Origin of the sequence: Maribacter thermophilus (genome assembly GCF_001020565.1) — a bacterium.
Lineage (GTDB): Bacteria > Bacteroidota > Bacteroidia > Flavobacteriales > Flavobacteriaceae > Maribacter > Maribacter thermophilus.
On the sequence record NZ_LDAS01000001.1, the window covers coordinates 4,035,611 to 4,049,130 of the forward strand.

A 13,520-nucleotide genomic window follows, 5' to 3' on the forward strand; every position below is an offset into this window, starting at 1 on the left:
CTATTTTCTTACCACGGGAATTATTTCGCCTTTGGCCAACCTATATCTGTCAACATCCTCAGTGGACATCTTTGTGGTGTAATCCACTTCTTCTACAATAAACCCGATGGATCGCAGCTTGTCAAAATAATCCTTGCCGTAAATACGCACATGGTCATATTGACCAAATATTTTGGCTCTTTCCTTTTTATCGGTTATGGAGTCGTCTTCAAAAGTCGTTTCTCTTTTAAGGTCTTGAGGAATTTGAAAAATACCCCAACCACCAGGTTTTAAGACCCTGTGTAGCTCTTCCATGGCTTTTGTGTCATTAGGTATGTGCTCCAATACATGATTACATAAAATAATGTCAAAAGCATTGTCTTGAAATGGAAGGTCACATATATCCGCTTTTACATCGGCTAACGGAGAATTAAGGTCGGTGGTGGTATAGTCTAGGTTACTTAATTGCCTAAACCGTTTGTAAAAGGCTTGTTCAGGGGCAAAGTGCAATACCTTATACCGATTTTTAAAAAAGTCAGTTTCATTTTTTAGGTATAGCCATAATAGTCTATGGCGTTCTAACGATAGGGTAGAGGGCGATAGTACATTTTCTCTTGGTTTCTCGTATCCATAAGGAAGAAAGCTCCTAAATTTTTTACCATCTATGGGGTCTTCATATGTTGATCCCCTATAGTAAAACGATAAAAGTGGCCTAATTAAATAGCTTAATTTAATTAATAGCGGTCTGGGAATTAGATTGAGAAAAAATTTAAAGACCTTCTTCATATAGTTTTAAAAACCTATGATTGTAGTTTGGTCTGCCTAAATTCGTCTTCTTCGTCGCTTTTTATGCCCAAAGCATCGTATATGTACTGAAAGGTAGATAGTAGCTCTGGCTTACCGTTAACAATGGCTACATTGTGTTCGTAATGGGCGCTTGGCTTGCCATCTGCCGTAAGAATGGTCCAGCCGTCCTTTAATTGTCTTATATTTTTGGTGCCCATATTGATCATTGGCTCAATGGCGACCGTCATACCTTCAACAAATTTTTTACCGCGACCCCTGCGACCGTAATTAGGCATTTCAGGACTCTCGTGCAATTTCTTTCCCAAACCATGCCCTACAAGCTCACGTACCACACCATATCCGTGGCTTTCGCAATAGTTCTGTATGGCATAGCCAACGTCTCCAACACGATTTCCGACCTTAAATTCACGAATGCCTATGTAAAGAGATTCTTTAGTGACTTTTAAAAGTTTTTTTATCTCCGGGGCAACCTCGCCTACTTCGAAGGTATAGGCATGGTCACCATAATAACCGTTTTTGTACGATCCGCAATCAACAGAGATGATATCACCGTCTTTTAATGGTTCTGCGGTAGGAATACCGTGAACTACCTGAGCGTTCGGGCTCATGTTCAAAGTGTTCGGAAAATCGTACATGCCCAAGAAACCTGGTTCTGCACCATGGTCTCTTATGAAGGTTTCCGCTAGTTTATCCAAATATAGAGCGTTGACCCCTGGTTTAATTTCAGAGGCCAACATTCCTAATGTTTTAGAGACGATCAAAGCGCTTTCGCGCATTAACTCTATCTGTTCTGCTGATTTGATTTTTACCATAAATGCAAAGGTAAAATAATTTAGGGACAGGTTAATCTACTAACGAATTTTGTGTCATATAAGTTGATTTTTCTATGCCCATCAATTTTAAGATGGTAGGAGCTATGTCTCCTAAGACTCCATCTTTTATATGTTTAATATCCTTGTCCACTAAAATTAACGGAACTGGATTTGTAGTGTGGGCCGTATTGGGGCTTCCGTCCGGGTTGATCATGGTTTCGCAATTTCCATGATCCGCTATTACAATTACAGAGTAGTCGTTTTCAATAGCTGTGGTAATCACGTCCTTTGCACATTTATCTACGGTTTCGCAGGCCTTTATGGCGGCTTCCATAACACCCGTATGCCCTACCATGTCAGGGTTGGCAAAGTTGAGACATACAAAATCTACCTCGCCTTTCTTTAATTCGGGAATAATGGCGTCACGTATTTCATATGCGCTCATTTCTGGCTTTAGATCGTAAGTAGCGACCTTGGGCGACGGACATAATAAACGTTTTTCTCCTTCGAACGGGATTTCTCTTCCTCCGTTAAAGAAAAAGGTAACGTGCGGATATTTTTCTGTTTCGGCTATGCGAATCTGCTTTTTCCCTGCTTTTGACAGTACTTCACCAAGGGTTTCCTTTATGTTCTCCTTGTCGTAGATGACATGTACTCCTTTAAAAGAATCATCGTAATTGGTCATGGTAACATAATACAGGTTTAATTTATGCATATTTTGTTCGTGCATATCCTCTTGGCTTAAAACCTGTGTTAACTCACGGCCCCTATCAGTTCTAAAATTGAAAAAGATGATTACATCTCCCTCTTGTATTTTTGATACAGGATTGCCGCTATCATCGGTCATTACAATGGGTTCGATAAACTCATCTGTTTTTCCGTTGTCGTAACTAGCCTGAATGGTTTTTGAAATATCGGTAGACTTTTCGCCTACGGCATTTACCATTACGTCATATGCCTTTTTAACGCGTTCCCATCGTTTATCCCTGTCCATGGCAAAGTATCTACCTATGACGCTAGCCAATTTAGTATGTTTATCGGAACAGAATGAAACCAGGTCCGTCAAGAAATTTTTTCCGCTTTTGGGATCTACGTCCCTTCCGTCGGTAAAGGCATGTACATACATTTTATCAAGACCAAAATCATTACCGGCAGATATTAATCCTTTTAAATGATCAATGTGGCTGTGTACCCCGCCATTGCTCAATAGGCCTAAGAAGTGAACTGGTTTATTGTTTTCCTTTGCATAGGCAAAGGCGTCTTTTAAGACTTGTTCATCTTTAAGGGTGTTGTCTTTTATCGCTAAATTTATTTTGGCCAAGTCTTGGTATACAATTCTTCCGGCCCCTAAGTTCATATGACCTACTTCACTATTCCCCATTTGGCCTTCCGGTAGTCCAACGTTCATACCATCGGTGAGTAGGTTCGCATTTGGGTATTTTGTATATAAACTATCAATAAATGGAGTATTGGCTTTGTCTACCGCAGAAACTTTTGGGTCGGGAGATTTTCCCCAACCATCTAAAATCATCAAGATTACCTTCTTATTCATCTTCGTATTTTAAGGGATAAAATTATAATTATCAAAAATAGTATGATTTACTAAGTATAACTAGTATATGGTTTTTCTTTTTGAGTTATAATAGCATGATTATGATTCTTTTAACCAATAGGGTGTTAAGTGTGTTAAAATTTAGTTATTTAAGTGTTAATCCTGTAACATTTCATGGGTCTACAAGTCTTTTCTTGTACAATCAAAATCAATTCATCAATTAAATTCATTCATCATGAAAAAAACAGTTTTAACGTTATCTATGTTCTTTATGGTTATGGGTGCTGGCCTTCTGGCTAATGAACCTAGTGTAAATCCTGAAATTGAAACCAGTGAAATTCCAACATCTGTTGAGATCAGTTCTTTCTGTAAGGCTGTCATGCAAGGCGATATCGATACGGTCCAACGTATGATAGAACTTGGCGAGGATATCAATAAAAAGTCTTTGGGTATGACCCCTGTTATGTATGCTGCAAGATATAACAAGGTAGAGGTGTTAAAATTACTAATTGATAAAGGGGCTGATTTAAAGATAAAAAGTAACAAAGGTTTTTCTGTGGTGAAATATGCAGAATTATCGAATGCCAAAGAGGCACTGGCAGTTTTGGAAAATGCTATGGGAAGCTAATTTTTATTATATTATTAAAAAGGGCCTTGATACTCAAATGATGTCAAGGCCCTTTTTTTTGATAGTTGCTACATGGTTGTATGTTAAGCTATTGTCATTTGTTTGCTTAGAAAGGGTGTAATAGGGTAATATTTTGTTAAATAAATATTATTTTTTATATTATATATCAATATGATAAATTTTAAGCGTTATTTTTGTTTATTATTAAAAATAAAACAACAATCAAATAAATAAATTATGAAAAAATCAATATCAATGTTATTGCTGATATGCGTTTTGGCCTGTGTAGGTACATACGCAAAAACTACGTCTTCTAAGATTGTAGATGTTACTAGTGTTTCTCTCAAGGATAAAATAAATGATCTTTGTAAGGCCTCTATGCAAGGAGACGTGGATCAGGTAAGAAGCTTGATCGCTTTGGGAGAAAAGGTAAATGAAAAATCTCTAGGGCTTACGCCGGCCATGTATGCCGCAAGGTATAATAAGGCAGAAGTGCTAAAGGTTCTTATTCTTAATGGTGCCAACTTGGATATAAAGAGCGACAAGGGGTATACGGCCAAGGAGTATGCCGAAATGTCAAATGCCAAGGATGTTTTAGAGGTAATTAACGCCAGTCTTTAAATAAGGAACTTAAAGATAGCTCAAAAAAAGGCTCATTGGGGTAACCCAATGAGCCTTTTTTAATTACAAAAAATTGTACTCTTAATAGTGTTCAGGTAAAAGAGTAAGCGTTAAAATTCAAAACCGTTTACGGCTCTATATGTAAAAGCATAAATTCCCATGAATAACATAATAGCACAAAAAACCGAATAGATTTTTAAGGTTACTACCAAGATTTCTGGCTTGCAGTTGTCAAATGCCTCAACATAAAGATTTCTAAAGTGTGTAAGTGTTCCCATTATAGTGTGTCTGTTTAGATACCAAAAAAAATCGGTAAAAATTACTAAATCAAAGCTATAAGGGGCAAAGTTCTTGCGGTACTAATTGGTTTGGGAGCGATAAATATATTAAAAAGAATCGGTCATGATTACAATTTTTCCGTTTATCGGCAAAAATTAACGTTTAAACCTTACCATTGTATTTTTCAATGGCTTCTTTGATTTTTTCAATTCTGTTTTCAGGGTCCGGATGTGTACTTTGAAACTCAGGAACCCGATTGGGGCCTGCCGCTGCTTTTAAAATTTCCATAACCTTGATCATCTCGTAGGGGTCATAACCTGCTTCTATCATAAAAAGAACCCCAAGCTCATCGCTTTCCAGTTCATCATCACGACCATTGGTCAATAAGGTGTTTTGTCCAATGTTGCCGACTAAATCTCCCATGTCGGCACCAACAGAGGCTCCCATGGTCAATGTCTGCCAAAAACTGCTTTCGGCTATTCGCTCGGCAGAATGCCTTCCTATTACATGTCCTATTTCATGTCCTAAAACACCTGCTAATTGTGCTTCGGTCAACTGTGAGAAAAGTGCGTATGTGATAAAACACTGCCCCCCTGGCAATGCAAAGGCATTGATGGTCTGGTCGTCTGCCAATAAATGAAAGTCATATTGGTAGGGGGTTTCCTTGGCAATACTATTGTTTACCAGTTTTTGACCTACCGCATCAACAAGGGCCTGCATTTTTTCATCGGGATAAAGCCCTCCGTGTTGTTGGGCCATTTCTGGGGCACTTTGCAGCCCAATGGCGATTTCTTGTTCTGGCGACATGTTAATGGTCTGGGTTCTGCCCGTATAAGGGTTCTCTTCTTTGTTGCTGCATTTTTGTATAAATGCAAAGGCAACTATGGCCAAACCAATAAATATTCTGATTTTCCAGCTTCCTCTTCTCATGGTGTTAGTGTTCTGATATAGAGCCTAATATACAAAACAGTTAGAGAAGCGACCTGTTTATGTCCAAAATATTATTTTGGATGTACGACTTTAAAAAGCCTATGGTAAAATGTTCCGTACCGTAAAATTCTTCTTTCTTTAGTAGCGCAACTATATTTTTACTTCTAAAAGCTTCTAACATAGGAATAGAAATAGGAGCGTAACTATAATGCCATGGTTCATATTTAAAACCCCTTCTTTTGGGGTTGTCGGTATATACGAGGTGATAACCATAGGTTTCGGAATTTTCATCCATCCATAACTTGAAATCTTCAAAAGGCCCGCCCGATTCAAATTTTTCTGGAACAAGTACATCACCGTCGGTTTTTCTATAACCGTCAATAATATCTGCATCGGTACCCCAATGGTGCCTACTGGTGCCGGGTATGGTAGAGTATTCTATTATTTTTTCAATGGCAGCCATTGGTTCCATTCCATCTTCCTCGGTATAGCGTAGATATTTTCTTTCGAAAATAGCTTCTTGCCTGTAAAAATTTCGATAACTCGAAACTATTTTTAGGTCTATGCCATCCGAATAGGCCGCCTTTTTCATTTTTATAAAAGCATCATGTGCCTCCTTTCGAAGGTTGATGCCCTCGCCGTAGAGTTTTATGTCTTCCTTGCCCATAAGTTCAAGAATAGAGTATTCTCTGTCTTCCTTTATGATAATGGTAGGCGCCAGTGACATGGCCAAAGCGGCCCCACTACTTTTTTTAATGAATGATCTTCGCTGCATTAATTTTGACGTTAATTTAACCTCGTTTGTCAAGGTGGTATTTCGTGTTCGAATTCTCTTGTATAAAATTACTCAATTAATTTTAGATCGCCCTTGCCCAAGTCTGTTTATTACTTTTGGCATGGTTCTTAATTATTTTGATAGGTTGTTAGGTACAAATAGCCTTGGTGTTTAATGTTAAGGTCGTTAAGGGTGATAATATAGAAATAGATACCAGAGGCCAGACCTGAGTTTTTAGCAATGGCAGATTCTCTATTGGAGATGCCATTAAACTCATTGTTGTAATTTTCTTTTGAATATACCAGTATACCGTATCTATTGAATATCTGTAAAGAATTGTTCGGAGAACTTTCCACGGCGTCTATGACCAACCTATCGTTTATACCATCTCCATTGGGGGTCATATAATAATTGTCTAACTGAACACTGTTCAGTGTTTCAAGTATGTCGTTATTTCCTCCTATGGTAATAATCTCATAATCGTTGGGTATAAAGGTGTCAGAGGTAATACTGCCATTATCCATATCGCCTTGTACATCTGTATTGCCAAGGTTTTCCCATTCTTTCTTTTCTATGTTCCATCCTACGACCTTTAGGTCTGAAATAAAATCGCCCAACAGGCTTACGTAACTTTCTTCGTTCCAGGTCAAGGTGACTTTAGAGGCTATTTCCCCTTCTAAATGCCAAAATTCATAATCGCTAACGGCAATATATTCATTAGCGGTCTGTTCGGTATTGAACGAAGCTCCAAAAATACTGGGGCTGTTGGGGCTTTCACGGTAATAGGCACTCTTGGCGTAATCGTTTATAGATTCTGATGTTATGGTCAAAGGTCTTAAAACATTGTTTTCTCCCACGGGGAAGGTAAAAGTTTCCTTTCCTTGAATGGATGCATAGCCATCTATTAATGTGTTGTCCGATTCGCCTACATAGAACGAATCGGTCAAAAAGCTCAAATTGACTTCAGATTGGGTTCTTGGGGTATAAATAATACCCGATATAAGATTTAGGTTATTTGTAACCCCCATGGTGTTTTCTATGTAGAATCCGTCATCAACGGCAACCTCGGCATCATAAAATACGGGATTGGAGTTTCCAGAAAGCGTCAATTCTTTGTTAGAACTATAAAACCCTACGAGACCTGAATTTTGGTTAAAAGCGCCATCATTGATCAAATCCATATGAAAACCTACCATGGTGGTACCATGAATTTGCATAGGGCCATAGTTATGCACCGCTTCTTGTGCCAAGGCCCAGTTGAAAGCAAAAAACATGATAAGTACAAATCTCATAGTTCGGTTTTTATTCATTTGTCTAATACGCAAATTCAAAGGTTATTGATGCAGCTGAATACCTATTGGCACCACCACTTGTTCTACAGGCCCAAACCAACAGGTCGTTTTCCTGTAGTTGAAAATTTACATCTTGGTTGTGCATGGAAATACTGGTACTTCCTCCGGTTATATTGTATGTGCCTATATTGATATAGGAGTTTCCTCTTAATACGGATAAATTAATTTGTTGAGTTCCAGTAGGATTTGCATTGAAATCATTCTTCATTATAAATTTGGTAAGTGTTTCGCTACGGGCGATCGGTACACCTGCAGGTGATGCCGTAGTGGTGTAAGGGGGGGTGTTGCCTGTGCCTATATTTTGATTCCAATAAAAATTAAGTCCATATGATGCATTTGGTACATACCAGTTGTTGTTGTAAAAATAAGCTCTACCGGCGAAGGTCTGAGAGTACTTAAAGGAGGGTAGGCCAGGGGTAATGGAGTGCCATGAACTACCATCGCTTTGTAACTGTACCACACTATTCGATGGAACAGAGGTCGAGTTTGTGCCTGTATTATCAACATAAGTCGAAATGCTGATGGCACTGCTATGGGTGTTCTTAATAATATAGGTGCGTCCTTCGCAGGTATTTGCCGAAGGTAAAGTAATGCTAGTGTTAGAATTTATTAGCACTGTATGGTATGTTTCATCCAAGGTTAAACTAGAACTTGGTGAGGAAATGGCGGTTGCAACAGAGCCGTTTACCTCTAAGGTGGAATTGGCCAATTGTCCCGTATTGATACCGACCCTAGGTAAGGCATTTTGGCTATCGGAACTACCCTGAATTCTAAAAAGCTCTTTTTTAAGTTGATCCCTATAATCATATCGTTTAAATGTAAAGGGCTCGGCACCGTCGTCGCCAATGATGAATTCCATTTCCCCTGCGTTATTGGTACCTGTAGAACCTATTTCAAAAAAATCGGTCTGTGCGGCACTTCCCTTTAATCTAAAGTTGCCGTCGGTATTGGTAAAGAACATAGGTTTGTAGAAATTGGCCGCATCTGCTTGAAACTGTAGGGCAGAGGTTCCGTTATTGCCTTTTAGGTAGGTCAAGTATTGGTCATTGTCATTGTAGTCCGGGTACGTTTGGGTAAGCCCTAAGGTTTGTCTGCGCCCAAATTCGAGCAAACTGACACCATTGGACCTTAGGTCTAAGGAAACATCGTTGTTACTGCCCAAATAGTCCGTTGGGGCCAATATGTTCCCTGTGGACAACCAATTGGAATTAGAGGTTGATATCCATTGAGAACCGTTATATATCATCACTTCCTTGGTGTCTGTATTATAGAGCATTTGTCCTTCGGCCATACCTTTTAGGTTATTTATTTCCGTAGTGGTGGCTTCAGTAAGACCTAAAAGAAGGCCTGCTTCAATTTGCCCATAGCAAAAACTTGTGATGAGAAGTATGGTAAAAAGAAGAAATCGTTTTTTCATATTCGTAGTAATAACCTATAATTTAAAATATACATACAGAGACATAATGTTTATTTTTCTAATGTTCTATAAGCTTTTCAAAATCATGTTGTTCTTTCTGTTGTTTTTGTTAGTTGGATATTGAGATCACCACCTCCTTTTTATTTACCGCCAATAAAGAAATAGGTGATAAATTTGAAATGGTTGCGTTGTTCATGGTTCTATTGTCATCTTCTAATGTTGTAAAAGTGTAGACAGGATTCGTACCTGGGTTGGGGTCCACCATATTTACGTTAACCGTGGTTCTACCCGAATACGTTGTACTATCGTCCATGTATAATCCGCTTCCTTCCCCAATTTCGGTACCGTTTCTGAACACTTTAATATGTGGCTGAGCCCAGTGGTTCCCCGTATTGTTGGCGACGGCCATTACATCTATTTTTACATAGTCGGGAGTTCCTGTATATTTAATGGTGCTGGCCCCTGAAAAGGACCAACCTGAATCTGCCCTTGTTTGGCTAACGCTCAATGTACCGTTAGAATGTATGTCGTTATCATCTACCTGACCGGCCCATAGATCCGATTGGTCGACCTCTATGGTCTGTGTTTTTGAATTGAGCTCAAAATAGGCACCTCCATCAGATCCTGTTTTTAATTCATTGTTTTCGTCTTCTGAAACTACGTTTGCAATAAATGTTGTCTCCGCTTCATTGTTGAAATATATTTTACCGTCACCAGTGTCCTGTTTCATAGCCGTTTCTGTCTCGGCTATAGAGCCGCCACCGTTACTAAGGCTTATTTTAACACCGGTTTTAGTTAGTTTTTGTATTTCATTGCTATTGTCGGTATCTAAATTTGACGGAATGTTTTCGATGTTCGACCAGTCTGGTGTAATTTCATCTTGTTTTATCGATATGGAAGTCCCACTTAATTCGAGTCCTTCCCCTACGGAATATTTGGTGTCATCATCCCCATCGGCAAGGTCCTCAGGAAGCTGGGTCATGGTGTTCCATGTACTACCGTTAAACTGATAGACCGTTTTCTCGGTGGTGTTATAGATGATAGAACCTTCAACCGGATTGCTTATGGCGTTCATTTCGGAAGTGGTCGCCTGTGTCAGGCCTAAAAGTAGGGTGCCGTCGATCTGGGCGTATGAAATGCCTGAAATTACGAGCAATAAGATTGTAAATAGTATTCTTTTCATCGATTATAGGTCTAAAATTGTAAACATAAATTCTGAATCAAATCGACTTCTATCCGTACCACCATTATCATTGTCTCCTATAATAACTTCAAAACTTGTGGCTGTTTGATTGGAGTAGGAGATACCTGGGTCATCATTTCCGGCACCACCTCTACCGGGCTGGGTCAATTGAATAATATAGTCGGCATCTGAAACTGAACCGGCAGGCAATGTAACCCTATAACGTCCGGTGCTCAATCTTGTTACGGTTACTCCTGGGGTTGCCCTGGTAACTGTTCCGTTAGAGGCAATTTTACCAATTACTTTTACAGGATTATAACTGTCTACCCATGCTGTACCCGTTGCAGTGGAACTAAGTACTTGTCCGGCCGTACCAGGGGAATCACTACTGTCCAATACGGCCCCTTCCAATTCTAAGGTTTCATTAACGATAACAGAAGTTGTACCAGAATTCTCTTCCATTTTTAAAGCTTCTGTTCCGCCAACACTAAAACCGATTTCATCATTGTTCGGGCTATACATTCCTGTGTTCGAATCGTCCGAGAATCTGTATGATGGTTGCCCGGTGGTTCCATCGGAGTTATTTAGGCCACTTGTTCTTGTCGCTCCGTTAACTGTTAATTTATTTGTTCCTGATAAAGGGTTTCCAATGCTTAATCTATTATTGGTATTGTCCCAAAATAATTGAGAGTTGTTTTCGGTAGGTGAACCGTCTGTACCTGCAAAAAATACAGACCCCGTAGTGCCAGAATGGGATAGATCTGATAAGGGAACGTCTAGGTTGCCATTAGAATCCGATATTCTCAAATAATCTGTTCCAGAAACAGTTACGGTAGAAAAAGCGGTATTTACTTCGTTCGTAACACTGTCATCCACTTCAGTGAAGTTGTTGATAATGTTGTATGGCTGCGATGAAGAACCGTCGCCCGTTATAAGTATACCAGAACCTGCGGTAATTTTAGTCTCAGTACCATCGGCGTGTAAAGATGATAAATTTGCGACTCTGGTCGTTGCATCATTTTCAAGTCCGAGCAGTAGTTCGTAAGTAGAGCCATTAAATGCAAATAATTCAACTTGTTGGTCATCTGCAGAATGGTTCAGGTCACTTATCTGCGATTCGGTAATGGTCAACGCCGCTTGGTGTTGTGTTACGTTCGATTCCTGTACTCTGGCATCGTCAAGGACACCTGAGGTAAGGTCGGCGGCATCGGTGGTATGTGCGCCCGTGGAATATCCGTTGTTCGCCACATAGGCATCGACTTCTGCTTCGGTCAATTGTGTATCATCATCGCCATCGTCCAATCCAGCAGGTCTGTTGGCAAGGCTTGTCCACTCACCGTCAAAGTCGTCGGTGGAATCCGTATCCAGATTAGGGAATTCGTTGTTCACGGCGGTTGCTACTTGTGCATCGGTCAGTTGTGTATCGTCGTCACCATCGGCAATGTCCGCAGGAATGTTGTTCAAGCTGGTCCACTCACCGTCAAAGTCATCGGTAGCATCCGTATCCAGGTTCGGGAACTCGGCATTTACAGCCGCTGCCACTTGCGCATCGGTCAGTTGTGTATCGTCGTCACCATCGGCAATGTCCGCGGGAATGTTGTTCAGACTGGTCCACTCCCCATCAAAGTCATCGGTAGCATCCGTATCCAGATTAGGGAATTCGTTGTTCACGGCGGTTGCTACTTGTGCATCGGTCAGTTGTGTGTCGTCATCACCGTCGGCGATATCGGCAGGAATGTTGTTCAGGTTGGTCCACTCACCGTCAAAGTCATCGGTAGCATCCGTATCCAGATTAGGGAATTCATTGTTCACCGCCGTTGCTACTTGCGCATCGGTCAATTGTGTATCGTCGTCACCATCGGCAATGTCCGCAGGAATGTTGTTCAAGCTGGTCCACTCACCGTCAAAGTCGTCTGTGGAGTCAGTGTCCAAGTTAGCAGGTACATCACTCAAGTCATTGAAACTACCCGAGAAATCATCGGTAACATCGGTATCCAAGTTCGGGAACTCGGCATTTACAGCCGCTGCCACTTGTGCATCGGTTAATTGTGTATCGTCATCGCCGTCTGCGATATCGGCGGGAATGTTGTTCAAGCTTGTCCATTCCCCATCGAAATCATCGGTAACATCCGTATCCAGGTTCGGGAACTGATTGTTCACCGCTGTTGCGACTTCCGCTTCGGTCAGTTGTGTATCGTCGTCACCATCGGCAATGTCCGCAGGAATGTTGTTCAAGCTGGTCCACTCACCGTCAAAGTCGTCGGTGGAATCCGTATCCAGATTAGCAGGTACATCACTCAAGTCATTGAAACTACCTGAGAAATCATCGGTAACATCGGTATCCAAGTTCGGGAACTCGGCATTTACAGCCGCTGCCACTTGTGCATCGGTCAATTGCGTATCGTCATCGCCATCGGCAATGTCCGCAGGAATGTTGTTCAAGCTGGTCCACTCCCCATCAAAGTCATCGGTAGCATCCGTATCCAGATTAGGGAATTCGTTGTTCACGGCGGTTGCTACTTGTGCATCGGTCAATTGTGTATCGTCATCACCATCGGCAATGTCCGCAGGAATGTTGTTCAAGCTTGTCCACTCACCGTCAAAGTCGTCGGTGGAGTCGGTGTCCAAGTTTGGGAACTCGGTATTTACGGCCGCTGCCACTTGCGCATCGGTCAACTGTGTATCGTCATCGCCATCGGCAATGTCCGCAGGAATGTTGTTCAAGCTGGTCCACTCACCGTCAAAGTCGTCGGTGGAATCCGTATCCAGGTTCGGGAACTGGTTGTTCACCGCCGTAGCGACTTCTGCTTCGGTCAGTTGTGTATCGTCGTCACCATCGGCAATGTCCGCAGGAATGTTGTTCAAGCTGGTCCACTCACCGTCAAAGTCGTCTGTGGAGTCAGTGTCCAAGTTAGCAGGTACATCACTCAAGTCATTGAAACTACCCGAGAAATCATCGGTAACATCGGTATCCAGGTTCGGGAACTCGGCATTTACAGCCGCTGCCACTTGTGCATCGGTCAGTTGTGTATCGTCGTCACCATCGGCAATGTCCGCAGGAATGTTGTTGAGGCTTGTCCATTCCCCATCGAAATCATCGGTAACATCCGTATCCAAGTTTGGGAACTGATTGTTCACTGCGGTCGCCACTTCTGCTTCGGTCAATTGTGTGTCGTCATCCCCGT

General features: G+C 41.1%; 12 protein-coding genes. 2 read left to right on the forward strand and 10 right to left on the reverse strand.

Annotation, left to right across the window (positions count from 1 at the left end):
• From AB657_RS17490 to gpmI, 3 genes are read right to left on the reverse strand one after another with little or no spacing between them, the layout of a single operon-like run.
• Nucleotides 1-765, reverse strand: coding sequence for a class I SAM-dependent methyltransferase (locus tag AB657_RS17490; RefSeq protein ID WP_047247677.1), 765 nt, complete (start codon nucleotides 763-765; stop codon nucleotides 1-3).
• Nucleotides 766-779: 14 nt separating this feature from the next.
• Nucleotides 780-1,598 (reverse strand): type I methionyl aminopeptidase, encoded by an 819-nt coding sequence (gene map / locus AB657_RS17495; RefSeq protein WP_047247678.1) that lies wholly within the window; start codon nucleotides 1,596-1,598, stop codon nucleotides 780-782.
• A gap of 31 nt (nucleotides 1,599-1,629) precedes the next feature.
• Nucleotides 1,630-3,150: a 2,3-bisphosphoglycerate-independent phosphoglycerate mutase gene (gene gpmI, locus AB657_RS17500; protein ID WP_047247679.1), complete on the reverse strand. Its 1,521-nt coding sequence runs from the start codon at nucleotides 3,148-3,150 to the stop codon at nucleotides 1,630-1,632.
• A 235-nt stretch (nucleotides 3,151-3,385) separates the two neighbouring features.
• On the opposite strand from gpmI, the gene AB657_RS17505 reads away from it, so the two are divergent.
• Nucleotides 3,386-3,778: an ankyrin repeat domain-containing protein gene (locus AB657_RS17505; protein WP_047247680.1), complete on the forward strand. Its 393-nt coding sequence runs from the start codon at nucleotides 3,386-3,388 to the stop codon at nucleotides 3,776-3,778.
• A gap of 237 nt (nucleotides 3,779-4,015) precedes the next feature.
• Complete coding sequence (locus tag AB657_RS17510; RefSeq protein WP_047247681.1) at nucleotides 4,016-4,399, forward strand: ankyrin repeat domain-containing protein; 384 nt, start codon at nucleotides 4,016-4,018, stop codon at nucleotides 4,397-4,399.
• Between the two features lie 110 nt (nucleotides 4,400-4,509).
• Here the strand turns inward: AB657_RS17510 and AB657_RS18260 are convergent, their stop codons facing one another.
• From AB657_RS18260 to AB657_RS18120, 7 genes are all read right to left on the reverse strand, one after another.
• Entirely contained in the window at nucleotides 4,510-4,677 is a 168-nt protein-coding gene (locus tag AB657_RS18260) for a DUF6747 family protein (RefSeq protein WP_316933228.1), read from the reverse strand.
• A 163-nt stretch (nucleotides 4,678-4,840) separates the two neighbouring features.
• Nucleotides 4,841-5,608: a M48 family metalloprotease gene (locus tag AB657_RS17515; RefSeq protein ID WP_047247682.1), complete on the reverse strand. Its 768-nt coding sequence runs from the start codon at nucleotides 5,606-5,608 to the stop codon at nucleotides 4,841-4,843.
• A gap of 40 nt (nucleotides 5,609-5,648) precedes the next feature.
• Nucleotides 5,649-6,383, reverse strand: a complete 735-nt coding sequence (locus AB657_RS17520; RefSeq protein WP_047247683.1) for a M15 family metallopeptidase — start codon at nucleotides 6,381-6,383, stop codon at nucleotides 5,649-5,651.
• 128 nt (nucleotides 6,384-6,511) lie between these two features.
• Entirely contained in the window at nucleotides 6,512-7,675 is a 1,164-nt protein-coding gene (locus AB657_RS17525) for a gliding motility-associated C-terminal domain-containing protein (RefSeq protein ID WP_047248074.1), read from the reverse strand.
• Between the two features lie 22 nt (nucleotides 7,676-7,697).
• Nucleotides 7,698-9,152 (reverse strand): hypothetical protein, encoded by a 1,455-nt coding sequence (locus AB657_RS17530; RefSeq protein WP_047247684.1) that lies wholly within the window; start codon nucleotides 9,150-9,152, stop codon nucleotides 7,698-7,700.
• Nucleotides 9,153-9,261: 109 nt separating this feature from the next.
• On the reverse strand, nucleotides 9,262-10,335 hold the full coding sequence (locus AB657_RS17535; protein WP_047247685.1) for a hypothetical protein: 1,074 nt from the start codon (nucleotides 10,333-10,335) through the stop codon (nucleotides 9,262-9,264).
• A gap of 3 nt (nucleotides 10,336-10,338) precedes the next feature.
• On the reverse strand, nucleotides 10,339-13,520 hold a 3,182-nt coding region (locus AB657_RS18120), incomplete at its 5' end, for a midas domain-containing protein (RefSeq protein ID WP_047247686.1).